This is a genomic window from Flavobacterium nitrogenifigens (assembly GCF_003254565.1).
Classification (GTDB): Bacteria; Bacteroidota; Bacteroidia; order Flavobacteriales; family Flavobacteriaceae; genus Flavobacterium; species Flavobacterium nitrogenifigens.
The window spans coordinates 22,683-48,679 of record NZ_QJRI01000156.1 but is presented as its reverse complement, the minus strand read 5'-3'; the positions used below and the strand labels follow the sequence as shown (position 1 = coordinate 48,679).

The 25,997-nt window shown below is 34.4% G+C and carries 23 protein-coding genes and 2 pseudogenes; 10 read left to right on the top strand and 15 right to left on the bottom strand.

Annotated elements, in window-relative coordinates; genetic code table 11:
* Nucleotides 1-837: T9SS type A sorting domain-containing protein (locus DM397_RS02415; RefSeq protein WP_162615452.1), on the top strand; the 837-nt coding region annotated here is incomplete at its 5' end.
* A gap of 304 nt (nt 838-1,141) precedes the next feature.
* Nucleotides 1,142-1,240: pseudogene (locus DM397_RS24245) on the top strand (IS1 family transposase); the annotation flags it as partial.
* A gap of 457 nt (nt 1,241-1,697) precedes the next feature.
* Here DM397_RS24245 and DM397_RS02405 read toward each other — a convergent pair.
* Nucleotides 1,698-4,562, bottom strand: a complete 2,865-nt coding sequence (locus DM397_RS02405; protein WP_111376028.1) for a hypothetical protein — start codon at nt 4,560-4,562, stop codon at nt 1,698-1,700.
* A gap of 540 nt (nt 4,563-5,102) precedes the next feature.
* On the opposite strand from DM397_RS02405, the pseudogene DM397_RS24240 reads away from it, so the two are divergent.
* Nucleotides 5,103-5,608: pseudogene (locus DM397_RS24240) on the top strand (IS1 family transposase); the annotation flags it as partial.
* 103 nt (nt 5,609-5,711) lie between these two features.
* Here DM397_RS24240 and DM397_RS02395 read toward each other — a convergent pair.
* The 14 genes from DM397_RS02395 to DM397_RS02330 all read right to left on the bottom strand — a co-directional run bounded on the left by DM397_RS02395 (nt 5,712) and on the right by DM397_RS02330 (nt 19,389).
* Entirely contained in the window at nt 5,712-6,947 is a 1,236-nt protein-coding gene (locus DM397_RS02395; RefSeq protein ID WP_111376027.1) for an IPT/TIG domain-containing protein, read from the bottom strand.
* Complete coding sequence (locus DM397_RS02390; RefSeq protein ID WP_111376026.1) at nt 6,911-7,693, bottom strand: GLPGLI family protein; 783 nt, start codon at nt 7,691-7,693, stop codon at nt 6,911-6,913. The genes DM397_RS02395 and DM397_RS02390 overlap by 37 nt, the downstream gene beginning before the upstream one ends.
* A 3-nt stretch (nt 7,694-7,696) precedes the next feature.
* Complete coding sequence (locus DM397_RS02385; RefSeq protein ID WP_111376025.1) at nt 7,697-10,495, bottom strand: outer membrane beta-barrel family protein; 2,799 nt, start codon at nt 10,493-10,495, stop codon at nt 7,697-7,699.
* 435 nt (nt 10,496-10,930) lie between these two features.
* The gene (locus tag DM397_RS02380) at nt 10,931-11,953 is read right to left on the bottom strand and encodes a ligand-gated ion channel (RefSeq protein ID WP_111376024.1); all 1,023 of its coding nucleotides are present in this window, start codon (nt 11,951-11,953) and stop codon (nt 10,931-10,933) included.
* On the bottom strand, nt 11,950-13,230 hold the full coding sequence (locus DM397_RS02375) for a glutamate decarboxylase (protein ID WP_111376023.1): 1,281 nt from the start codon (nt 13,228-13,230) through the stop codon (nt 11,950-11,952). Before DM397_RS02375 ends, DM397_RS02380 begins: the two co-directional genes overlap by 4 nt.
* A 77-nt stretch (nt 13,231-13,307) precedes the next feature.
* Complete coding sequence (locus tag DM397_RS02370) at nt 13,308-14,378, bottom strand: hypothetical protein (protein ID WP_111376022.1); 1,071 nt, start codon at nt 14,376-14,378, stop codon at nt 13,308-13,310.
* A gap of 59 nt (nt 14,379-14,437) precedes the next feature.
* Entirely contained in the window at nt 14,438-15,256 is an 819-nt protein-coding gene (locus DM397_RS02365) for a hypothetical protein (protein ID WP_111376021.1), read from the bottom strand.
* An 18-nt stretch (nt 15,257-15,274) separates the two neighbouring features.
* On the bottom strand, nt 15,275-16,516 hold the full coding sequence (locus tag DM397_RS02360) for a TolC family protein (RefSeq protein WP_111376020.1): 1,242 nt from the start codon (nt 16,514-16,516) through the stop codon (nt 15,275-15,277).
* 21 nt (nt 16,517-16,537) lie between these two features.
* Nucleotides 16,538-16,750, bottom strand: a complete 213-nt coding sequence (locus DM397_RS02355) for a hypothetical protein (protein ID WP_111376019.1) — start codon at nt 16,748-16,750, stop codon at nt 16,538-16,540.
* 105 nt (nt 16,751-16,855) lie between these two features.
* Nucleotides 16,856-17,245 carry a hypothetical protein gene (locus DM397_RS02350; RefSeq protein ID WP_111376018.1) on the bottom strand — a complete coding sequence of 130 codons (390 nt, stop codon included), beginning with the start codon at nt 17,243-17,245 and terminating at the stop codon, nt 16,856-16,858.
* A gap of 32 nt (nt 17,246-17,277) precedes the next feature.
* Complete coding sequence (locus tag DM397_RS02345; protein ID WP_111376017.1) at nt 17,278-17,733, bottom strand: DUF2589 domain-containing protein; 456 nt, start codon at nt 17,731-17,733, stop codon at nt 17,278-17,280.
* Between the two features lie 17 nt (nt 17,734-17,750).
* Nucleotides 17,751-18,032, bottom strand: a complete 282-nt coding sequence (locus DM397_RS02340; RefSeq protein WP_111376016.1) for a hypothetical protein — start codon at nt 18,030-18,032, stop codon at nt 17,751-17,753.
* A gap of 27 nt (nt 18,033-18,059) precedes the next feature.
* Complete coding sequence (locus tag DM397_RS02335; protein WP_204251864.1) at nt 18,060-18,734, bottom strand: DUF2589 domain-containing protein; 675 nt, start codon at nt 18,732-18,734, stop codon at nt 18,060-18,062.
* A gap of 58 nt (nt 18,735-18,792) precedes the next feature.
* Nucleotides 18,793-19,389 (bottom strand): hypothetical protein, encoded by a 597-nt coding sequence (locus tag DM397_RS02330; RefSeq protein WP_111376014.1) that lies wholly within the window; start codon nt 19,387-19,389, stop codon nt 18,793-18,795.
* A 1,039-nt stretch (nt 19,390-20,428) separates the two neighbouring features.
* Here DM397_RS02330 and DM397_RS02320 point away from each other — a divergent pair.
* From DM397_RS02320 to ureE, 7 genes are all read left to right on the top strand, one after another.
* Nucleotides 20,429-21,175 carry a LytR/AlgR family response regulator transcription factor gene (locus tag DM397_RS02320; RefSeq protein ID WP_111376012.1) on the top strand — a complete coding sequence of 249 codons (747 nt, stop codon included), beginning with the start codon at nt 20,429-20,431 and terminating at the stop codon, nt 21,173-21,175.
* A 511-nt stretch (nt 21,176-21,686) separates the two neighbouring features.
* The gene (locus DM397_RS02315; RefSeq protein WP_142479134.1) at nt 21,687-22,079 is read left to right on the top strand and encodes a hypothetical protein; all 393 of its coding nucleotides are present in this window, start codon (nt 21,687-21,689) and stop codon (nt 22,077-22,079) included.
* A gap of 338 nt (nt 22,080-22,417) precedes the next feature.
* Nucleotides 22,418-22,720, top strand: coding sequence for an urease subunit gamma (gene ureA, locus DM397_RS02310; protein ID WP_111376010.1), 303 nt, complete (start codon nt 22,418-22,420; stop codon nt 22,718-22,720).
* An 18-nt stretch (nt 22,721-22,738) separates the two neighbouring features.
* Nucleotides 22,739-23,110: an urease subunit beta gene (ureB, locus tag DM397_RS02305; protein WP_111376009.1), complete on the top strand. Its 372-nt coding sequence runs from the start codon at nt 22,739-22,741 to the stop codon at nt 23,108-23,110.
* Nucleotides 23,107-24,828, top strand: a complete 1,722-nt coding sequence (ureC, locus tag DM397_RS02300; protein ID WP_111376008.1) for an urease subunit alpha — start codon at nt 23,107-23,109, stop codon at nt 24,826-24,828. Before ureB ends, ureC begins: the two co-directional genes overlap by 4 nt.
* Before the next feature lie 78 nt (nt 24,829-24,906).
* Nucleotides 24,907-25,494, top strand: coding sequence for a hypothetical protein (locus DM397_RS02295; protein WP_111376007.1), 588 nt, complete (start codon nt 24,907-24,909; stop codon nt 25,492-25,494).
* On the top strand, nt 25,494-25,997 hold the full coding sequence (gene ureE, locus DM397_RS02290) for an urease accessory protein UreE (protein WP_111376006.1): 504 nt from the start codon (nt 25,494-25,496) through the stop codon (nt 25,995-25,997). The genes DM397_RS02295 and ureE overlap by 1 nt, the downstream gene beginning before the upstream one ends.

Sequence of the window (25,997 nt, the reverse complement as noted above, 5' to 3'; positions counted from 1 at the left end):
ACCTGGCCGGCAAATGGCACTACCTATACAGCTTCTGGAAATTATACCTATTCTTCAGGATGCGACACCAAGACTTTAGCATTAACGATTACTAATTCTACAGGTTCTACGCAGACTGAAACCGCTTGCGATAGCTATACCTGGCCGGTAAATGGCATTACCTATACAGCTTCTGGAAATTATACTTATTCTTCGGGCTGCGACACCAAGACTTTAGCATTAACGATCACTAATTCTACAAGTTCTACGCAAACTGAAACCGCTTGCGATAGCTATACCTGGCCGGTAAATGGCACTACCTATACAGCTTCTGGAAATTATACCTATTCTTCGGGATGCGACACTAAAACTTTAGTATTAAGTATTAACAATTCTTCTGCAATTCTGAAAACAGTAACATTAAATTCTGGAATCTTAACATCGGATCATTCTGGAGCCATTTATCAATGGTATAAATGCCCTAACACACTATTGACAAATGAAACTAATCAATCATTAAAACCATCAATAGTTGGCGATTATAAAGTTGAAATTACCGTTGCAGGTTGTACAATTGTTTCTGATTGTATTTCTGTAAGTACTTTGGGGCTAGACGATTTCAAAATATCCGATTTTAAAATGTACCCTGTTCCAAGCAAGGGAATTTTAAATATTGTTACTAAATACAATGGAAATTACAACATAATTGATGCCTCTGGAAAAATTGTAAAATCAGTAAATCTAGATGCAGATATTCTAAATACAATTCACTTGGAAAATCTTACAGATGGTGTTTATTTAATTAAAAAAACAGATCGTAATTCATTTAAAGCTCAGAAATTTATTTTGAAAAAATAAGGTAATGTGCTAGATGTGTCGGTGCTAAATTACTCCATCTGCATTTGCGAAAAATCAATGAATTATATTAATATTGCATAAAATAAAAAAACAGCCTTCGGGCTGTTTTTTTATTTTATGATGTATTTAGGTAGTTTATCAGATTAGGTGTTTTACATATTAGCAATTTAACTGCCTGAAAGAGAATAAAAAATTGTAATTTTTGAATAGTAAAAGAGACGACCTTATGGTCGTCTCTTCTGTTTTTAATATTTTAAAAAGCCTTAAAAGGCTTTTGTTGTACCTTAGTGTATCAAATTAGGTCATGAAAATAAACTGTAATTTTTGCAATAGTAAATGCATAAAAAATGGATTTCAATCTAACGGAAATCAGCGTTATAAATGTTGTGTTTTTACCTGTAAATAGGGCAGGAATGTCACTTTGTTTGAAGGGGAGATTATTTTTCTTTTAAGTTTGTAGTTAGTTAGTTAGTTAGTTAGTTAGTTAGTTAGTTAGTTAGTTAGTTAGTTAGTTAGTTAGTTAGTTATGTTTTTTTCTTTTTCTTTTTCTTTTTCTTTTTCTTTTTGTTTTTGTTTTTGTTTTTGTTTTGATTTTGGCCGGCGAGAGGAAGGTTGGTTGGAAAGGGGCGTTTATTTGAAAGGAGAATTATTTTTAGGGTTCTTTGATTGGAGATGATTTAGTAAAATTTGCAAGAATGGTATAGACTCCTGTTCACGCTGTATAGAGGTCTTAAGCTTTCTCTAAAGCTATTTTATTTTTACGTTCATTTATTTTTCGTAATGTATGTTGTAAATCTATACCTGAAGATTGTTGCTAAACTGAGATTGAAAATTGATTCGCTTCTTGCTGCCGGCTAAAATCAATCGACTATTGTTTTTAAGTTGACAAGCGGTATGTCAATTTTTACGCCGATGCTCAGTATAAAAGCGTCAAATGTCTTATTGTTCACCAATATGCCTGTTTCGGATTTAGATGCTTTTAAAGGTAGAAATTTGGCGCTGGCAAAAGCGACAAATGGCGTTTTCCTGAGGCTGTAGATGCCACTTACGGCTGGACTGAAAACTTCTGAAAAATGGACATCTTTAGGATAGTTTGCGGCCGGTGAAACCAGATAATGGTTGACAATATTTCCCAGATCGATAATATCGGCGGTGAAACCAAAATTATCAGATTTTGGCCCTCTTCCAGACCATGTAAAGGCAAAGCCTATAGGTGCGGTTATTCCTGCCGTATATTGCTTTTCCAATGAGGAATCTTTGCCATTTGGAAAAATTTTGGAAACTTGCGCGCCGACATACCCATTAAGATCGATTGACTGTCTGACTTTCCTTTTGAGTTTGTAGGATGTTGGGGGAAGAGCGTGCGAATCAATCACATTTGCCAAATCCTGCTCGTTTTTCGCGGCCAAAATATCGCTGAAGAAAGCAGTAAGTTTGAACAGCTGGTCTAGATATTTATTTTTTGCTTTATCAAGATCGCTATTTGTAATTTCACTATCTCTATCAGAGTTGTGCTGGGAAGTGGACAAAGATGCCAATTTATTGCGATTTAAGGACAGCTGTCTTGAATTTACATCAGCATCAGTAATTTCGTAAAGGCTCAGCGCTTTTAAAAAGGCTGTTTTCGAGTCCTTTTCCAATTTTAGGCTATCGCAGAAAACAGAAAGCCTTTTATTAAAGGAAGTATCCAGTTTTGTTATAAGGTCATAATTGTAATCTTTTTTTGCATTTCGTACAAAACCCATAAAAGGCTGTATTTTTATAAAGTTTTCGATGGTCATGCTATTTTTGGGATCGCCGTCTATTTTAATTTCCAGCTTTTTTCCGGACAAATTCAATGTTATGTGCTTTTGCACTCCTTTTTCAACAATAACAAAAGAGTCTGCTTTAAAGGAAATTTTTTTGCCCTGCATGTAAAAATCATTGCTTATTGCATTGGCGGAAATTTTTTCAATTACGCCCGTGAGCTCCTTGATTGCAGCCGAATAGTTTTTGGCCTGCATATGGTCATAGATGCCGATGCAGTTTTTGATGAGCGAGACGTCGAAATCTTTTGGCAGGCCGCTCAGATTTGCCGGGCCGGAAAAGGAATAATTTTTATAGTCTAAATTGTCTATAATTTGGGAAGTGATCTGCCAGATATTGTAAAAGCTGTAGTTGGAGAGATCATTTTTGTTTTCAAGAGCTTTCTGAAAGTCTTTGTTGACTTTGTCAAACTGGCTTAAAGATAGCAGCATATTGCCCAACCAGTTTGATATCTTATCCTTATTTGAAGCGATAAAAAGGGGGGCAAAAAAAGCGCTTCCTTGATCAAATCTGTCGCCATATTTGGCTTTTATAAGCTGGCCAAGTGCAATGAGCTGATTTTCGTTAAGGGAATTGATTTCCTCATAGGAAAGCAACCTGAAATTTTTTTCGCCTCCTACCGAATCGATGCTGAAGAATTCATTGGTCAAGATGTAGAGCATGGACACCGATCTGTTTAAAGCCTTTTGGAAGGAATTATTTTTTTGCAGGTTCGAAGTGTTGCTGCTATAATCAAAATTAGGGTTTGTATAAAAATATCTTATGATGTCTCTGTAGCTGTATTTTTCGGCAACAAGCCTGTTGAGATCATAGCTGAAATTTACGCAGCTTGAGAAAATGGCGGCCTTTTCGGGGTTTTCCTCAAATATCAGGTTTTTAACCCATGCTGAAGCGGCAAGATTTTTAGGCATTCTGACAAAATCAGAAGAAATTGCATATCTCCAAGAAGCGCTGAAATTGGGGGTTTTATAATCTTCAAGACCTTCTATGAGCTTTAATGTCTCGGGAAAAGCCTCAAAGATCAGGGGATTATTCATGTTTTCCCTCAGCTGGTCCATAAACCAGATCGCAGCCTCTTGTTGGGCCCTTTTGGCAAGGAAAATGGCCATGGCATTAATAAGGTCAGATTCGCTGGGCAAGTTTATGGAATTTGTTGCGGCTCTCTGCTCTATGGGCTGCACGAAAGAATTTATTTGAATCTGCGTTGCGCTGTATTTTTGTTCGGAGGACTGAAGATTGCCGGATATGGCGGTATTCCCGCTTGGATAGAAGGGTAGGCTGTTTACATAAAGCACTACTTCTTTGTCATATAGGACTTTTTCAATGGAATCATTTTTTTTGATTTCCTTAATTTTATCGGTAATTTGTATTGTCTCTTTTTTTATGGAATCTTCTGTTCTTCCGAGCAGCTCCTTGCTTTTTTTTCCTAATTTGATATAGGCTCCGATTCTTTTTTCCAGACTTTGCAGCGTATCGATATCTTTCATTTTTTTAGCGCGCCCAGCGGCATAATCATTATACTTTTTCTCGAGTGCAGGCATATTTCTGTAAATGATGAAAGTTCCCGATTTTAGGTTTGTGATCATCTCCTGTTTTTTTATTTCTATGTTTTTTGTCCTGTCGTCAAGAAATGCGCCCAGAAAGTCGCGTGTTTTATCCGCAGCGGATGCTCTGTGATAGTTTTGAAGTGCCTCATTGGCTTTACTGGTTCCTAGACAGGCTATAAGCGCGTCATAAACCTGGTCTGATTGCTGGGCCTCAAGATTTGTAGGAATGTATCTGCTCAGATAGTAGAGGTTGTAAGGGGGTAAAGCCAGCGACGTTTTATCGCCTTCGGTTTGAGAGAATATTTTAAATGGTGCCAATAGCAGTAAAATTGTCGTTAGAATTGCGCGATCGTAAAAGTCTTTAATTTTCATGGTGCAGATTTATGTGGCTAAAGAAATTTTTTAGGCAAGTGTATATTCGTGATGCAATATTGGAAAGTTAGTACAATTTTAGTAATAAATTAGTTATTAAAAGTAGGTATTTATACTGTTTTATTATTTTTACAGTATTGGTACCATGTTTATTTAAGGTGGTGATGTATCAGATTAGGGCGGAGAGGTTTGCATATTAGCAATTTAAACTGCGTAAAGAGAATATAAATTTGCAATTTTTGAGTTTAAGGCATGGCTCTAGACAAGGACTAATCTGTTGCCATACAAGTTCGGATATTCAAGGAAAGCTGTAAAAGGGCTTACAGTGTTGGAGATATTTAATTTTGAAGAAGACAATAACTGTAAGACGCAGCTCAGAAAAGGCGGTTGGATTCAGTTTGTGATTGGAGAAGGGAGGGAGGAATCTTTCTTCCTTCCTTTCTTAAGGTGTTGTCAAGTTATGATTTTTTGTCGGTGATGGTAAAATTGATTTGATTAGAGCATTTATTTCAATGGATAGGTAGTGTATCAAATTAGGTCATGAAAATAAAATGTAATTTTTGCAATAGTAAATGCATAAAAAATGGATTTCAATCTAACAGTAATCAGCGTTATAAATGTTGTGTTTGCAAAAAAAGGCAGCAGATTTAGTATGGCTACAACGCTTAAAAAAAGAATATCAATCAGGAAATAGTGCTATTCACAATAGAAGGTTTAGGAATAAGAAGCACTGCAAGAATATTGAAAATATCAGCGATAACATTATTGAAAAGAATCATCTCACATTGTTAAACCAATTATAAGCAAAGGCAAAACTTTTGAAGTAGACAAACTATGCACTTATGTAAGACACAAGAAAAATTATATCTGGTTGGTTTATGCTTTGGAAAAGAATTCCAGAACTGTTGTAAGTTTTAATATTGGCAAACGAACTAATAAAACGCTCAGCCGTGTTTTAGAAACTTTAAAAATTATCTGACACAAAAAATATTTATGGACAGATTAAAAACTACAGGCATCTGATTGACGAGAAACTGCATTCGGTAAATTTGAAGCTTTTTTGTTTTTTAATTTCTTTTAGCCTTTCACAATTGCCTATTAAGGGCAATAAACCTTTTTAAGATGCAACGGCAGACGCTGTATTCTTCTTTAGTCTGTTACAACAAGATAGTCGTAATCATCCTTTAAAATGTTCTTCTCTGATAATGAATTGTTTTTTAAATCTAATTTTAAAAGTTTGTATGTGGGGATTCCATTATTGAAAATGATTTTCTTGCCGATTATTTGGTCAGTTTGTGGGTAATAGGTGAGATGCGATACGTGTTCGTCAGTAATATTTGTTAAAGTTTTGATTTCTGCACCAGTCGAAGGATCGAGTTCAACTATCCTTTTTGTCGCCCTATAGGCGTATAATTTTCCATTAGATGCGGGAATCAATTCGTCATAACCGTAATAGATATTTTCAGTCATGGTATGGTCGGAAAGATTTACCTTGCTGAGTTTGTGAATGTTGTTTCCATTTTTGTCAAGCAGCCATTTATCACCCATTATTTCATTGGTGTGGGGATTATAGATAAAACCATAAACTTGGTCGCTTCCAGTATGTATTAAGCTTCCTATTTCGGAACCCGTATTTGGATTTAATTCAACAATGCCTTCATACAGTCTGTACCCATATAATTTTGTTGTCGTGGCGATCAGTTGGTCATAGCCTTTATAAGCGGTTTCTGTTATGGTTTTGTCTGCAAGCTTTACTTTAAAAAGTCTGTAGGTGTTGCCATTGCCGTTTGAAAATCCCTGCCCGATAATTTCATGGGTCGGGGCAAAATATTCCAGTTCGGTCAGGTAATCAGATTCTGTATTATAGACAAAAAACTTGCTTTCTGCACCCGTAATTGAATTTAGTTCGATAATTTCTCGTTTGTATGCGAATAGACGGTTTTGGCCAATTATGGAGACGTATCCTGCATTGGCTGTTGTGCCCTCTGAAGCCACAATTAGCGGACCGGGAGTTGTGCCGGCAGGTACTATAACACGTATTGCAACTGAAGTGATCTGGACAATCTGGGCATTGGTACCGTTAAATGTGACAGTATAGGCTGCGTTTGGGTTAAAATTTTCTCCTTTAATTGTAATAGTATCACCTATATTGGCTGAATTGGCCGAAATGCTCTGAATAGTGAATAGAGGGCTTTCGGGAGTGGGGTTCTGGACTTCTTCTTCGTTAGTGCCTGAACAGCCAATTAAAAGGCATAGCGTTAAAATCGAAAGCAAATATTTCATTCTGAGAATCTTTTTTGGTGGGTATAAGATAGTTTTTGCGTAAGAAATAAGTTTCTGAAAGTTTTTTACAAGGAGTAGGCTTGTAATGTTTTTCTTGCCCATTTCCCCCAATCTTTTAAAGCTTCCAAAAGTGTTTTGTTTAATTCTTTATTATCAGTAGGCTTACCTTTTACTGGAGGAGCCAAATCTTTTTCGACTATGGGAATTTCGGTAACTTTTGTGGCAAACCATGTAATATTTTCATGTGGTAAGGCCAAGCCTAATATTGTTCCCGGTAGTCCTGTAAAAGATTCAGGGCCGCCAGAGAACGGAATTTGAATTGCGTAATAGGCAACAACATAAACAGAATCGATAATTATGGCATTTGCTCTGCGGCATTCATAACCCGCAATTTCTCTGGTTTCATCGGTAATTTTCCAATCAATTTTGCGTAAACTATCTTTAACTAGGTATAAATCGTCATAAACGTTTTTTTGGGTAATGCTGGTTTGGGTATCTAGATCTGTGGCGATAACGTTTTTTAAATTTGCCATAGCATCATCTGCAATCCAACTGTTGTTGCTTGTGGGTTCACTGGTATTATCCCATTTATATAAACTTTTATTTTTTGAAAAGCTTAATGTACTTTTTGCAGTTTTAAATTGAGGATGGTTTTTTTTATAACCTTCAAAAGCTAATTGATAATAACTCTCAGTTTCTCCTTTTATTTTTTTTGAAATCAAAGCGTACATATTTGATTTTTTTTCAAATTCGATTACCCCATTTTCAATAAAATGATTTTGAGAAAAAATATTAGAAACCGTTAATACAGTCAGCAATAGTAGGATGTGTTTCAGTGTTGTTTTCATAGTTTAGTTTGCTTTAATTTCTCCTCCGCCCATTTTGCTGAAATCCCAGCTAACAGAGAACATAAAGTATCTTTGGATAGTTGTATAAGTACTTTGGTTGATATTTCCATTGAATGCAGAACGGTTAAATCCTACATTTTGGTTCAAAAGATCTCTTCCCGTTATAGAAACTTTTAAATTATCAGATTTTAAAAACTTTTTGGTGATAGATGCATTCCAAATAAAACGTTCAAAGCTTTCCTGGATCACTTCGGTTTTTCCGTTATATTGGTAGTTTCCATCACTGCTAATTTCCAGTTTACCCGGCAACTCTAAATTAGCCCAGAAATTGCCATTAAAACCCCAGCCATTGCTATTGCTTTCTTTATTTATACTTGCATCTGCAACATTGTATGTGGGGCCGAAATTGGCGCTAAAATTATATTTTTTTTCTTTATATTTAGATAAGTTTAAACTTAGGGAGTACATTGAATTTTTAGTTTGATTCAGCTGCGTATTGATGTAATTATAGTTTACATTTTTATTAGCACTTAAGCCAATACCAGCCGAGAGATCTATTGCTTTAATTGTTCTTCCAAAATTACCGTTCAAGTAAAAACTTGTTGTTGCTTTATCTTTTAGGTTTACAAATTTTGATATGCTTTCGCCCCTATCATTTGTAAGCACATTGCTTATTATAGGATTTAGAGTAAAAGTATACGAACTGCTAATAGAAAAATATTGATTGGTAAGCACTTTGTATGAATAATAGCTGCCTCTAAAAATATTTTTAAAAGATGGGTCTAAATTAGGATTCCCCACAATAGTATTCAATTGATTTTGATTGTTTCGGATAGGCTGTAACTGATCTAATGTTGGCTGCTCAGTACTTCCGTTATACGATAGACGCAACGATTCTCTTTGTTTAAAATTATATTGATAGTTCATCTGAGGCATGTAGTTGACAAATTTTTGCTTAAAAGTGCTATCTCTATAAACATCATATTGTTTAAAGTTTACACCACTAAATTTAGAGCCAAAAGAAAAAACAGTTTTATTTTTTTTGTAATTAAAAATCGCTCCAAGCTGGTTTATTGTTTGGTCTAATTCATAATTATTACTAAAGATGGAATCCAAAACATTATAATTTCCATCTGGAGACTTATTAAAAGATTTGCGATCGGCTTTTCCGTTACTAATGTTGAATCCGTAATTAAGAATTACAGATAGACTCTTGGATAACGGTTCGGTATAGATCAAATTTGATTTAAAAGCTATATTGCTAATATTGTTGACTTTGTTTTGATCGACTACTTTGGTGCTATCTGGACTAATTACGGATGGTGTAAAAAATTCAGCTCTAGAGTTTAAATAACCATCACTTTTGCTATCTGTACTTGATTGGTTTAAATTAAGAGATAATGTTCGCCCCGTTTTTTTTAGTCTTTTGGTTAATAATGCATTAATATTAAATGCTTTATCATCAGCATCGTTTGTAGTTGTCTGCTTCAAATTATTCAATTGATTGCCCTGTTCGTCAGTACCTTTTCGCATTTCTGCTTCACTTGAATTACTGTTTTTAAATAATCCATCTGCATTTAATTTTAAAGTTAAAGTAGTATCAATTTTAATTTCATAAGCTAGATCAAGTTTGTTTTTAGTCATGTTTTTCTCAAAACTCTTGTCTGAAGTATTATAAATGCTACTAGAGCTTAAATTTTGCTGGTTAATATCATTGCGATTTCCTGAGAGTTTGATATCGCCAATTTTATAATTTGCATTTATAGATTCTTTATCATTGTTCCATTTATTGTCAAAATGTATTCCGCCAGTTTGAACTACTGGAATTCCTTCACCATTAAATTGTCCGTCCCAACTATCAAATTCATCATTTCCATTGTTTGAAAAATAAATACCGCCGTCATCAGTTACTTGATAACTGCTTTGACCATATTTATCTTTATCTCCCCATCCTAATCCTACTTGTCCTGTGTTGCCCAAAATGCCATAAGCCGCTAGTTTTTTCTTATCCCAAAACTTATTAAGCATGGCTTGACCTTTATAAAAATTATCAGTTCCTCCTCCGAGTTCTACTTTTCCGAAATGACCATTTTTTTTGTCTTCTTTAAGCTTTACATTCAACGTTTTGGTTTTCTGGCCGTCGTCAATTCCTGTAAAAGCGGCTTGATCACTTTTTTTATCGTACAATTGTACTTTATCGACCATATCGGCACGTAGGTTTTTTGTAACTAAAGTGGGGTCATCTCCAAAAAATTCCTCTCCATCAACCAAGACCTTGGTTACGGTTTCGCCCTGAGCGGTAATTTTCCCATCCTTATCAATTTGTATTCCAGGGAATTGTTTTATCAGATCTTCCACTTTTGCATTAGGTTCTATTTTAAATGCTTTTGGATCAAATTCAAGTGTATCTCCTTTGATTTTCATGGCGGCTCTATTGCCTTTTATAATTATTTCGGATAATATTTTTCCTTTATCTTCCAAATTAATTTTGCCATAATCTTTGGTTAGCTTTGTTGAATCAAGAGAAAATTGATCTACAAAATCAGCATATTTAGGATAAGAAACGAGTAAGATAAATTTACCAGCTTTAATATTATTCAACTCAAAATAACCATTTTCTTTGGCTCGGGTGAATTTTACTAAAATGGAATCTTTTGCTCTTAACAAAGAGACTGATGCTTTCGTTAAAGTAGAATGGTTTATGGTATCTGTTACATATCCTTTAACTGTGCCTAATGTTTGTGCCTGTAAAATATTTGATAAAAAAAGAAAGCAACATAATACTTGAATGATTTGTCTCATTAATTGGTTGTGGTTTTTTGAGGAATAGGCATGATGGTTCTATTCCATTTTTTGAGAAATAGAAATAAAATGCATTTGTTATATGATTTGTTTTTGAGTAAGCAGGATTGCTGATTCTAAGATAGAAGTTGGAATAGTACTTTTTGATAAAGGTTTACTGGAGTATAGTGGTTTAATTTTATGAAATTCATATCTTTTTGCTAGGTTTTGATTGTTAGAGGTGTGTATTTTTAATAATTTTCGGTAGTAATTGTTATTATAATAGTTAAATGTGAATACGGCTCAAAAGTATATAAAAAATACTACAATATTTAAAAAAGACTTGCTTTTATTAGCATGATTAATTATTTACATTAACATTTTTTTTGTCAATATCTTTGGTAGTTGGCAAATATGTTATCAGAAAGATAATAGATTGCCTTTTAAATATTGATTCTAGAAAAAGATTACCAAGATGCAGATTGTAATATAAAGGATGTAAAGCAATGGAAAGAATAGTTTAAAAAAAGTATTGATTCTAATCGTTGCCTTATGATTTTTAGAATAAGCATACGTAAAAATTACCGTTATCAATGTTAGGAATATTGATATATATCCCGATATAATTATCAGTTCAATAAAAGTATTGTAAGGTAATGTTGGTAATAATGACGATGTATAAAAATTGAAAGTTACCATAGTAAGCATCAATGTAAAAGAAATATTTAATTGGTTTGCAAAATCTTTGACCCAAAAAACCAGCCAAGAAGCAACAACAAGAATTCCAATAGGTAACATAACTTTCCATATATAATATTCGATTTTTCGCTGTGCAAAAATCTCAAAATTGCAGCGTGAGAAGACTTCTCCTTTTTTATTCGTACTTAGATGATGATAAACTATTTGGTTGACATAATCTTTTTTGCCTAAAATTTTCCATTCTTCAAAATAGGACGGATCCAATACTTTTGGAAAAAGTTGGGGATTGGTAAAAACTAGATCTTTTTTTTCCATAGAAAAAGATTCAAGCTGTATTGTAAAGCATTGTTTATCATTTGGGTATTTATGAAAATCCATATCAGATGTAAATCTTCCATGAAAACGTTCGTTGTAAATTAGCGTATTATCGGGATTGACTATTAATTGCTTATTAATGATTTCGCGGTTGCCTAGAATATTGATGAATTCGAACGAGGGAACCATAATGGTTTCAGGAAATTTTTCATTTTCATATATAATATTAGTTTCATTGTTTCTATGAATCCAATCAGGAATAGACGCGTCATGCCATGAAAGGACCAAATAGGCATCTATCATGTAAGTTTTGTTTACTGAGTTGATTTCATAAATTTTGTTGAGATGAATCGATACACTAACCACCAGCGGATTTGAAGATTTGTGTTCTTTTTTAAACAATCTACCCTCTGCAGAATATGTTGAGATTAAAAAGAATACTATAAGGTAGTAAAACTGTTTCATAAACGATCATTGTTTAAGTTTTGATATACACTAATAAGATCATTGCATAATTGTAATGCCATTACAGAATTGAAATTTTCTTTTATAACTATTCGCATAAGTTTTTCTGGTTCGAAATTTCCCGGGATATCATAAACAGGAAGCATCCAGTTTTTTGATTTAAGATGCAATTGAAATTCGTAAAGGTCGATTGAGCCGCTTGATTTTAATTTGAAAACTACAACAGGCAAAATACCCTCATCGACAACTTCAAAGCAGTCCGATTGCCTTAGATTTTCTCTAATGGTTTGTGCTATTTTACTACAGTTTTTGATTATTTTTTTATACCCTGAAATGCCATGTTGAAGAATCGAAAAGTATTGCGCCAAAATCATAGAGGCTCCTTTAGAATAGTTGAGGGTAAAGGTTTCTATTGGTTTTTCTAGATAATGCGAAGAAAAAATTAAGTCCTTTGGCAAGAAAAAGGCATCTCTAAAAATAAGCCAGCCAATTCCAGGATATACCAACCCGAATTTGTGCCCAGAAAGGTTGATGCTTCGAACCAATGACAGCCTAAAATCCCATTGCTTTTTTTGTGTTTTTAAAAAAGGAAGTACAAAACCGCTAATGGCCGCATCTACATGTATGCCAACGTCCCAGTTGTTTTTTGAGTTGATTTCGGTTATTTTACTATTGAGTTCTTCGATAGGATCAATACCTCCTGTATAGGTATTTCCTGCAATAGCGCCTATACATATAGTATTTTCGTCTATGCTTTCCAGTATTTCTTGCAAGGGGTAACTGTGCAAAGATGAGACCGAAATTTTTCTTGGCTCAACATCAAAATATAAAGCAAATTTATCCCAGCAGACGTGTGCATTACTACTATAAACAATATTTGGTTTTGCAGTACTTAAATTTAAGGACTGCTGTCTTTTTTTCCAGTGCCATTTATGTGCAAGTAAGGCAAGATGTATTGCTTCTGAAGATCCTAAAGTTGATGTTCCTTGTATGGATTTGCAATTAGGGACATTTAGTATTCCTGAAAGTATGGCTATAATTCTGTCATGAATTTTTTTGGTTTGTGCGTACTCGCCATAATCAATAAAATTTTTACCTAATTGCTCTAAAATAAGTTTGTCCGCGTACGGATTCATTATGGTGGTGCTAAAGCTGCCAAGATCAAGATGCACATTTCCATCCATATCAAGTTCTGAGCAGATGGTTTTATAAACTTTTGCTGGCTTGTTTCCTTTTTCAGGGAAGTTATTAAGTGAAATTGCATTATTCTTTTTCATGAGAATATGGGGTTTTGATCTTATAAAAATGAAATATCCCTAAAAGGGTCGAATAGGGATATTTCGAGAGTAATCTATCAATATAGATATCTGTTGTTTGTGTTAATAGTATTTGTAAGAGAATTGTTTTTAATAATGTTTTCTAATGATTCTCCTGAATACGGAATTAAATTGTATGAGTTTTTTGTGGTTCGCTCTGTCAATTTTAGGTTTTTGATATTAGAAGCCAAATTCAACAACGCATTGTTTTCTATTTTTATAATACCTTTTTGAATAGCATTCAGATCACTATTTGAAATCTCTAATTCGTGTTTTACGATTTCTTTCAATAAATTGGTAGGACAATTTACGGTATCATATAATTCACTAATTTCTTCATTTTTATCTACCATTGCAGAATGTCTAAATCCGGCAATATAAAATTTAGTTTCAATCACCGGTTCGTTGTTTTTAGGATTTACAACACTTAAATTATTGCGCTGATTTTCGTAAAAGTCAAGCCAATATTGATCTGCTTTAAATTCATTTCTGGCATCAAATCGTGCTGGAAAATAAATGACTTTGAATAAGTTTGGTTTTTTGCTCTTGGCTGCAATAAAGTCTAATGCGCTTTTTATTTTGTTTTCGCCTTCTAGTGTTTCAAAACCTAGCAAATCATTTTTTGAGCCTAAAAACGATAAACCTCTTACTTCTGAAGAGCCAGGAACAGGATCTACAACGATGAATGTAATTTTTTTAATCAGGCTATTTTCGAATGAATCCCTTTTGCAAGTTTCGCGCAATGATGCAATAAGACCTAAAATTCCAACAGCTGCTCCTCGGCTATGTCCTCCAATGATAAGTTCGACCTCTTCGTCAGCAGAGTTTATTTTATCAGTAATTTTGAAAAAATGTTCAATTTGAGCCAATTGATCGTGCTCTTCACTTCCAAAAGCTAAAGTTTTTTTTTGGTTCAATAAATCAAAGATTCCATCTAAATAAGAAGGTTTCTTGTCTAGTAATGTTTTGGTTGCCGAGAGATTTCCTTTTGTTCCCAGTCCATTTATGTATTCGACTTTTATAGTATCTGTTTCTGCGATATTAAAAAAAATACGCATGTTTTCAGCTTCGGTACCCGTTCCTGAGTACCATAAAAATAGTTTTTTCATGATTATAGTTTTTTTGATTAAAAAATTTGGTTTGGCTTCAAAACCAGATTTGGCTGAAGCTATAGGTGTGCTATTGCCTGAATATTACCGTAGAGAATATCAGCCACAAAACCACAGGCTGCGGCAATAAAAAGGTTGTGCAGGAATGTATCATCTATAAGATAAGGAGCAAATACTTTTGTATTGATCAGTACTATTGCGCTTAGACTTCCAAGTGAAATTGCCAGCCAGTAAAACGGAATTTTAGCAGCTGTTAAAGTGCTGTTATTTACTTGTTTAATTAGTTTTGGGAAGAAATACAATATTGCACCGAGAAAAGCTGTAGCTACTATATAAAGTTGATTTATAACAAATGAAGCAGTGTCTGTAAAGATGTATTTATCGATAAAAATGTCAGATTCAATTACAGCATATCCGAAACCAGAAAGGAGAATGCTAATTATTGTAATTAAGGTAAATTGACGAGCCAATTTTATTTTTAATAAAACAACTCTTGCGTTTAATTTATCCCGATATTGGTTGATGTAATGTATACTTTTTGGCGTTGCAGGATGTATGGCTTCCTTTAGCATTTCGTACAAAACTATTTGATGGGATAGTTTTTTTGTTTCGATTAATGGACCAATTTCAGATGATAGTTTTTTTCCTTTTATAACATTGAATTGCAGCATTGTTTCAATCTCTTTTTCGATTAGAGTTTCAAAAGCCGTTTTGGCATTGGTTGTTACAGGTAAAGGTTTGGTTTCTAATGGAATAAAAGCGTCTTCTTCAATAGGTTTTTCGATTACTATTTCTTCAGGAGTGCTCTCTAATGTTGGTTCAGATGTTTCTGAAGTATAAGCAGAACGATTTTTTACTTTATCAAATATTGCATTCATAATCTTTTGTTTTAGTCGTTATAAAGTTGTTCCTGTATAAAAATCCAGAAGCTTGGCCTGAGTAATCGTTTCGTATTTTAGGACAACAGCTTGGAGCGCATTTTGCCTGTTCCAGTTTCGAGATATCAAATAAGCTTCATAAGTGGAATCTCCTGCTTCTAAATCCTTTGTAGTTTCGTTTAACAAAAGCGTGGTCTTATCAAGGGCAATGAGTATATTTTGATACACAGTTTCTTTGTTCTTTAATTCCTTTAGTATAAAAACCATGGTATTGAATAAGGTCTTTTTTTGATTTTCGAGCTGTGTTTTTTGATAGTTAAAGTCGATAACTGCACGTTCGATATTGGCGTTCTGGCCTTTTACATTGAGTATCGGAATTGCCACACGTAATCCTAAGTAATGCTGAACACCAGATAAGTTATTCGGATCGTTAAAAGCATAGAAGGAACTTCCTTGAAAGCTTATAGCAGGAGAAAGAAAACTCTTGGCAATAGCAATATTTTTTGTCGCAATAGAAACCTGTATCTGATTGCTACTGATTGCCGGATCTGCTAGAATTGCTTTTGGAAATGCCTCTGTTAGTTCTGTAAAAGCAGGGGTAAACGGAGGAATTTCTTCGATGTCAAAAAAAGATGAGTTTTCAAGGTTTATAAGCTGCTTGATTTTTACTAATGCTAATTCATATTGCAGATTTAATGATTCTATTCCATGCTGGTCTTGTTCTAATATTGCATCAAAAAAGATCTGAGCGGCAACTGGAAGCGTTTTTTTTTCAGACAGTTTCTGTCGCAGTTTTAATGCTTCCTGATAAAATCCAACACCGACCAGAAACTGCTCTTTTTTAGAAAGTGCATCTGTATAAGCATACAAAACCTGCAGTTCAATGTCATTTTGAGCACTAGCAATATTATATTCACTTTGTGCGACTATCATATCGGCTTTTTGGAGCTCATTTTTTTTGCGTGAGCCAGAATACAGAATAGCATTAACTTCTAATCCTAAACCTGATTGAAGTATATAGTTTCCTGGAGTTTTTGTATACGAAGGATTTAGTACAGCATTAAACTGAGGAAGATATAAAGCTTCAATGTTTTTTTTATCGGCAGTATAAGTTGCATTTAGTATCGTATTCTCTTCGGCTCTAAAACTTCGTTTTCTGCCATAGGCAATACAATCTTTAAGTGTCCATATTTTTTGAGCCATTAATTTCGGGACAAGGCACAGCAAGGCCAGGCAAATTAATGCAATACGTTTTTTCATGATAAATGGTTTAAATGAAAACTAGTTTTTTGCTAACTCATCCAGGTCAATGAGATGTAATCCGCCGATGTCTACTTTTTGTCTGATTTCACAGTTAGGATAGGGAACACCATTTTTAAGGGCAAAATCGGCAATGGCATAAATGCACAATTCATCATCAAGCGATAGCTTGTTAATACAGGTTTTATACTGTATTTCTTGTTTGTTTCCCTTCACAATAATTATACTTCCCATATTATTATAGTTTTAGTGAATAGATTTCTGTTAACCTCTTTTACATCCGGATGTTTTTTGAGGAACTCTCTAGGGAGTTTTTAAGTTTTAGTTACTTATTGAAGTTTAAGCTCGGTTGCTAGTAACTAGTTGTTTGCTCTTTTTGTCGAAATAAGTAATCTTGATAATTTTTGGCGTTCCATCTGGATTTTGAACAATATAGAAGTGGAATGCCACGTTGGCGGTATTTCTTCCAGTAAAATGAAGACAGAATCCGCCTCCAGGTAAATCTTCTGCCTGATGTGTGCCTTGCTCAATGGTATAAACGTCTGCTGAAGCTACCACTGTTCTAATAAAATCGGCTGCTAAAGGATCTGTAAAATGAGGGTTTGCATCGCTAAATGCTTGCTCAATTAACAATGGTGTTAACGTATCAAGAAAAGCTTGATAGGGACCGTATTTGCTGACATACTTTGCTAAGGCGGTATTCCAGCCAGGTTTAAAATTAAGTGCCATGATATTTATATTTAATAAGTTATTAATTCATGTTATACGACACTTTTTACCAGATAGTCATTAATCCTTAAAAAGGATTCTGACGGATCTCCGGCTTCAAAAGTGATTTCAACCTTTGCAGTGGCTTGTCTTTTTCCAAAAATTCCGCCACCACCACCCATGTCAATATCTAGACTTGGTCCATTTTTGCTATCAGCTTGTTCGACCTTAATTTTACCTAAACCAACTTTAAATTTAAGTTTGAGTTCTTTAATTTTAATTGCAGATGGAGGCAAAAGGCTCAAAAGTGGTACAGTAAGCGTTGTCATCGCTTCAGGATCATCATCAGGATCAAGTGTTGGTACATATAGTTCTTGTACAAGTGGTTTTCCATCTTCATCAAAATATTTTGCGATTTGCATGATATGCTGCTCCTCGGTTAATTCCTGAGCTTTTAATACCGCGCTGTGGATAGCCTGTAATAAATGGTCAAATCTTTGTTGTGACATGGTTTCAATTTTTAAAGTTATTTTTCATCCAGCCAGTATGGCTTTCTTGTAAAACCTATATGATAGGTTGTGCTTTGCATATTGAGTTCGTGTTCGCCTAGCTTGAAACTTCCAATAGAGATATCTTTCCCTATTATCATTCCCTTAGGGTGTTGCGAAAGACATTTGTTAAGCAACACCAATTGGTCTTCCCGCATTTCATCGGTAAAAGGTGCGCTTGGATTTATAGATCCTATCGTTATCTTTTTTATATATCGTATATCTGCGATCGTGATCTTTTCCGAATTATTTGGTAGCATACAATTGGTGTTAGATTACTTAATCAATTACTCATTTCCTTTTTCTGCAGATGGCGTGCTTTCACTGCCGTCTGCGCTTACCAGTTTACCTTGTTCTTTAGGTTTGCCGTCTTCACCTCTTTCAATCTCGCCGTTAGCATTTGGTTTATAAGCCATAATTTGACGTGGTTTTGCAGCGTCATTCATAATGTCAAGCACTCTTGCTAAGCCTTCGGGCATACCATGATTGGTTGCCTTTACTTCTACATGATATTTGGCCGAATGATCTGTTGAGCGCGTGTTTTCTTTGCTTGATGAAATAGAACCCGAAACGCTTGCATTGATAGAGAAAAAAGCAATTTTTGCACTCATTGAGGCACTAAACTCTCCTTTAGATGCAGATGATTCAACAGATTTCGTAGAGCTTTTAACCTCCATATCAAAAGTGATATCCACTAAATCTACCTGCAGGTTAGGGATAGGTACAATGGCAAGCATTGGCACCTTCATTTTAACCTCTTCAACAGTAGTGTTCCCTTCTTTATCAAGCCCAGGACGTTCAAAAACAAAATCTACCATTCGTGCAGGACCGGGAACTATAAGCCCTTCTGCATCTTTTACTTTTTCAAAACCAATGTCGTTAATGAATGCTGCTGTAGCTTTAGCCAAATCGGTATTCGATTTTACAGCTGCTGATAACGGTCCACCGATCAGGTCCTCCATGGGAAGGCCTTTAAATTGATCTCCAATGTTCATAATAATTTTTTTTAAGTGTTAATAATTAAGTAGTAAAGTCTGACTCTTCCAGTAATGTATAAGTGAAAGAATTGCCGTATAGACTTTTAGATTTGTTGCAGATGCCCATAAAGAATTTGAAATCGGCAACTTTTTTGAAAACCGTACAACCAGCAGACCATTTTTCGACCGCTTGAGACTCGGTGTCCGGATTGCTACGGTGAATATTAATTCCGAAAATGCCTTCATGCTGAGGTCCCGAAAAATCCAGTTTGCCGTCTTTATTGGCGTCTCTCCACACTTTTACAGGAGCTTTTTGCACCAATGCTTCATATTGGCCTTTATGCAGCCCGACTTGATGTGATCCTTTGTACTGACCGGGAACCAGTATCGCAGTACCGCTTACGTTTAATGGATTTTTCAGCCAGAATAACCCTGGATCTGTAGTAGCTGCAAAATAGAATATTTGCGGGGTAAGACTGTCATCACTAAAAATTAAACATAATGTATCATCAAAAGAATTGGCGATTACATTTTTGCTTCTAATGCCTATAATGTTTAGATTATAAGGTTTGTTTGTGTCGAAAAAAGTATATCCTTTTTTAGCATAAACGTTTTGAATTTCATTAATAGATGGTTTCATATTTCTTATTTTTTATTTGATGTTTGATTATCAATTATTTACAAGACAATATTACTTCGACCCACTAGTTTTTTTTCTTTTTATGGCACGAGCGGTAAAGTTTTAGTTATGAACGGTTTAAAATGTATTATGTAGGATTTTATTTCTTATTTTTGAATTATGGTATAACCCCAAAAACAAATCATAATTATGACTATTAAAGAAATTAATGTTGAAAAGAGGGTTCAAACATCCTTGCGAAAAAGGAAGGGTTTGAACTATACTGTTTTTTTTAATGCTGTGTCCGAACCAAATCAGTATTATGAAAGCAATGCGTTTAATGCAATTGAAAGTAAAAATTGGCTGCACTTAAAAACTACGCAAAAGACGGCTCATATCATGACCAAATGTATTGGTTTGCCACGGCCATTTTATTAATAGATTGATTTTAGAGTCAATAAAAAAATGCTGTCATACACTATAAAATATGTTTAAAAAATGAACACGCAGTTCCTAATTTATATAGTTTGTGATTAAGTAAAGACATGAAAAGAGGAAACTCCAGGGACTCGATATTTCATTGCTTAATGAATACTGAAATTGAAATCAGCTGTTTAAATTTCAATAGTGTCACTATTGAATTCTGAAATAATATTTTACCAATACAGAAAGTTTAACTGAGATAATGTGTATTATTAGCTCAATAATAGATCTATGCCAATTCCCTAAAAGAATGATGCTATAATTTTTTTAGGAAATTGTTACTGATATTTTCCATTTTTTTAAGCTTAATTTCATTTCTGTTTGAGATTCTTCTGCTGACTTTCCTTTTTTAATATTATTACTTTTTAAGCTCATCAATAGTTTGATGAAGGGTTTTGCATGCTGATTTTTAAATAATTTAAAAACGGCTTTAGAATCTTTTGCCTAAAAAGAGATGAGGTCAAAGTACTGATGCATACATCTTGAGCTTTTAACTATTCGGGATTTTAAAAACCGATTTTAAAGATCATATAGAAGTATGTTAATCGATGTATTATAACAATCAAAGACAAAAATTATGAAAATAAGAATACTAATTATAGAAGATGAAGCTTTGCAGGCGCAATCTTTAAAGGAAGCTCTCGAAGAAAGAGGATTTGAAGTCACGGCTGTAGCCAATAATTTAAAAGATGCATTGGGATATTATTATGCACAAAAACCAGATATTGTAATTGTAGATGTATACCTAAATGGCAAACCAGACGGAATTGTATTTGCTCAGAGAATAAATGAAAATCAATTTACATTAAAACCTTTTGCTTTTCTGACAAGTTCCTTAGACCGAAAAACATTTGAATTAGCTAGAATTACAAATCCATACTGTTATTTAATTAAACCTATTAATGTTCTCGAATTAGAGTTTACTATTGAGCTTGCGATAGAGAAGTTTATGGGCGTGCAAGGGATCTTTTCTGGCGCTCAATCGAAAGCCATTATGATGGATGGCTTTTTTCTGATTAAGAGAAAAGACACTTTGGTAAAAGTATCTTTCAATTGCATAGAGTGCATTTATGTCGAAGGAAAGTATACTTCTATTATTACTAAGGATGAATCATTTTTGACCGAAATATCCCTAAAACAGATTCAACAGCAATTACCCGATAAACAGTTTGTTCAAATACACCGCAATCATATGGTGAATCTAAATGTCATTAAAAGAATTCATATTTCTGATAACCATATTGAATTATTGTCTGGTAAAACAGTGTTAATGAGTAGAAGATTTAAGGAAAAAATTGGAATGCATTATTCGATTCTGAAATAAAAACGGGAGTGGCTATAAAAATAAATGAGCTCAAAGTTGTTTTATAATTATGCCTAAGGGAAGTACTCGACTTTGAATAAAAGCGAAATTTTAAGACTAATCCTAAAAGGTTGTAGAGCCATGTTAGTTTTTGGAAAAGATAATTTTTCATTTGACTAATCTTAGTATTGCCCATATGGATCGCTCAAAATTAGAAGGTCTATATGGGTTTTTTAATTTTCGCATTTCTATAATTTTAGATGTGGAAAATGTTTTTGGCTGGCTTCATGGTAGAATTTGTTAAGTGTTTTTGGCTAGAAAATACCATGTAAATGATTGTAAAATAAAAAGTTATGTGTTTTAAAAAGAAGTTTTATTAATTAAATTATTATAACAAAAGAGAAAATGTTAAATTTCTGTTATTTCTAAATTTGGAAAAGAAAAGTCAAGATTTGTGCTACTCAATTATGTTTTAACCCCACTAATTTTGCGAGTGTAAAAGAACAATTCTCTAATAATTGAAATCTTCACGATGAAGTTAGCTTACATTATATTCTTACAAATTTGCCTTTTAACTATTCCAAGTAGTTATAGCAACTCTATTGTGAAGAAAATGCATGCTCACACAGCAACTGAATCAGTTATTGAAGAACAAACTACCAATAAGGCATCATTAAATAAAGCGCTTTCAGATTCTGATGAGCTAAAATTTGTTTTGTTGGAGAATACTTTTGAAACAGAAAAATCCGATATTTCTTTACCAGAATCTCCGATTAATTTAAATTTCAAAAATGTAAAAGACGACTGTTTTATTTATGTAGAAAACATAAAATTGAACAGTCAAGGAATATGGGAACGAAACATAATTCCTTTTAAGAACACGTCACGAAATATCCTATTTCACAGTTTAAAGATCCACATTTAATTCTTTCTTACTGCTAAGTCAAAATTTAGCGCGATTTGTTCATGATAAAATCTATATTTTTTATCATGAGTAGGGGATTGCGCCAACATTTTAGCAGAAAATAAAGAATACACTAAATCTCAATACGTAAGCATTACAATTTTGCGGTTGATAAGACAAGTGTAAATCCTCCCATAAAAAGATACCACTAGACTTATCCTCATAGAAATCCTATTTGGAAAGGGCAATTGCTGCCATAAGCTTAATCCATTTTTATTCACTTAAAGATATCATTATTGATCTAAAAAAAAGAGATCAGTTATGCGGATCTCTATATACATAACCCAAAATATTTTATTATGCACTTAACACCAAGAGAAGTTGAGAAGCTAATGCTGCATGCAGCTGGCGAACTCGCTCAAAAGAGAAAGGCCCGTGGCTTAAAATTAAATTATCCTGAAACCATTGCTCTTATCAGCAGTGAACTGATGGAACGCGCACGAGACGGTAAGACAGTAGCCGAATTAATGCAATATGGCGCAACACTGCTTCGCAAAGAAGATGTAATGGAAGGCGTTGCAGAAATGATTCATGATATACAGATTGAAGCGACATTTCCTGACGGCACCAAACTAGTAACTGTGCACAACCCTGTGCGATAAACTTAAAGAAAAGTAGCAATGATTCCAGGAGAAATTATATTAAAAGAAAGCGCTATTGTTTGTAATGATAGCCGTGAAACGTTAACTATAAAAGTTACGAATACAGGAGACAGACCGATTCAGGTAGGTTCACATTTTCACTTTTTTGAAGTGAATAGAATGATGTCATTTGACAGAGAAAAAGCATTCGGAATGCGATTAAATATTATTGCTAGTACAGCAGTGAGATTTGAGCCAGGAGAAGAAAAAGAAGTTGAATTGACTCAATTTGGGGGTAATCAACGCCTTTTTGGACACAACAATTTAGTAGATGGAGACTTATCTCCGCATAACAAAGCTGTTGCATTAGAACGTTTAAAAGAAGGCGAATTTAAAAATGTGAAATCATGAGTTTAGAAGTAACTAGAAAAAATTATACAAGTATTTTTGGTCCAACTGTAGGAGATCAAATACGTTTAGGAGATACAGAACTTATTATAGAAATTGAAAAAGATTTCTGTTCTTATGGAGACGAAGCAAAGTTTGGTGGAGGAAAAACGGTAAGAGACGGTATGTGCCAATCTTCAACGGCTCTACGTGATGAAGGTGTTCTAGATTTTGTAATTACTGGTGCAACAATTATTGACCACTGGGGAATTGTAAAGGGGGATATTGGTATTAAAGACGGAAAAATCGTTGGAGTCGGGAGAGCAGGAAATCCAGATACCATGGACAATATTACACCAGGAATGATTATAGGAGCTTCTACAGAAGTTCATGGCGGACATGGCTATATTGTTACTGCTGGAGGAATTGACACGCATATTCACTTTATTAGTCCTACCCAAATAGAAACTGCTTTGTATAGCGGAATTACTACAATGATAGGTGGTGGAACAGGTCCTGCTGACGGGACAAATGCTACCACAGTTACTCCAGGAAAACACAATATTAAAAGAATGTTGCAAGCTGCAGAAGCATTTCCTGTGAATGTTGGTTTCTTCGGAAAAGGAAACGTGGCTACAGAAGCTCCAATCGAAGAACAAATTGAAGCGGGAGCATTGGGAGTAAAAATCCATGAAGATTGGGGAGCAACCCCAGCTGTGATAGACGCTTCGCTAAAAGCAGCAGACAAATATGATGTTCAGGTTGCCATTCACACCGATACGCTTAATGAAGCTGGATTTCTTGAAGATACCATGAATGCGATTGCAGGACGTGTCATTCATACTTTCCATACTGAAGGAGCGGGTGGAGGTCACGCACCTGATATTATCAAGGCTGCAATGTATCCAAATGTATTGCCGGCTTCTACAAACCCAACGAGACCTTATACGACAAATACGATAGATGAGCACTTGGATATGTTGATGGTTTGTCACCACTTGAGTCCAAAAATTCCAGAAGACGTAGCTTTTGCCGATTCACGTATTCGTCCAGAAACTATTGCTGCTGAAGATGTGCTTCAAGATATGGGAGTTTTCAGTATCATGAGTTCTGATTCTCAGGCTATGGGACGTGTAGGAGAGGTAATCACTCGTACTTGGCAGACAGCAGATAAAATGAAGAAACAGAAAGGTCATTTGGCTGAAGATGCTGCAAACAAAAACGACAACTATCGTGCAAAAAGATATGTTTCTAAGTATACCATAAACCCAGCAATTGCACACGGAATTTCGAATTACGTTGGATCTATCGAATCAGGAAAGATTGCCGATTTAGTTATTTGGAAGCCTGCACTATTTGGCGTGAAACCAGAAATTATCGTAAAAGGAGGTTTTATTGCTGCTAGCAAAATGGGTGATGCTAATGCTTCTATTCCAACACCGCAGCCTATTATTATGCGTAATATGTTTGGCGCTTATGGTAAAGCATTAACTAAAACGGTGTTCACCTTTGTTTCTCAGGCTGGTATAGATAATAATATTGCTGAAGAGTATGGTTTGGAGAAGAAATTATTAGCGGTTTCAAATTGCAGAAATATTGGAAAAGCTGATATGATTCATAACAACGCAACTCCAGAGATTATGGTAAATGCTGAAAACTATACTGTGACAATCGACGGTGAAAAAATCACCTGCGAACCAGTAGATAAGCTTCCATTAGCTCAACTATATTATCTGTTTTAATTAATAAACATTCTACTTCTCACTGCAGCAGTTTTTTGTTGCAGTGAGATTAGAAATACTAATATCTAAAAGAATTTTATGAATACTTGGAAAATTAATTTGGGTCTAATCCTTCTCTTAATATGCACGTCTATAACAGCAGTTCATGCACAGAAAGGATCTTTAATGCTTTATGGTTCTTTAACTTATAAAGACAATAATAACACGGGTAGCAGTTTTGGTGCAAATCCAATCGGAGTAGGGTATTTTTTTAACGATCATGTCGTTGCAGGGATGAACTTTGCTTTTGATCAAGAGAAAAACGCCGCAGGAAATCTTACTGATTCTAAACATGAAATAGGTCCTTTTTACAGTGACTCTTGGAATATTGGTGATCACTTTGCCATTATTGCTCAAGCTGACGCACATTATGTATGGGGAAATACACTTATGAATACACCAGGATCGTATAGCTACAACGGTTATCTAGGAAGAATCTATCCAATTGTAGCCGTGCTTCTTGGTCATGGTTGGGCGCTAAAGGCTAAATTCTGCGAATTATCATATGAAAATACTACAGGAAATGATGCAAATAAAACGAGTAATCGAACTTTTATTGCAGGAATAAATGGGTCAACATTAGGACTTGGGGTTTCAAAAAACATCTCCTTTAAAAAATCGAAATAATGATTATACAACAGACAATAGGCAATGCAAAAACACATTCAATTGAGGGTCTTGAGATAGATGTTCTTGAAATTGAGTGGTTTGAAACTACTAAGAGAATTCAGCGCAAGCGAACAAATTCTGGGGTAGAAATTGCGATTAAGTTTATTCAGGAAGGACAGCGATTGAATCAAGATGACATTCTTTATCAAGATGACAAAAAAGCAATTGTTGTGAACATTAAACCGTGCGAAGCAATTGTAATGACACCATCTTCTTTATTAGAAATGGGTACGATTTGCTACGAAATTGGAAACAAACATCTTCCATTATTCATTCAGAATGATCAGATTATGATGCCTTTTGAAATGCCAATGTTTAGATGGCTTGAAGCGAGTGGTTACAAACCAGAAAAACAGGAGATAAAGCTCTTGCATTTGCTAAAATCAAATGTAGCGCCTCATGGTCACGGAAATTCGTCTCTTTTTACAAAAATTCTAAACATGGCTTCTTCAAATGACTAA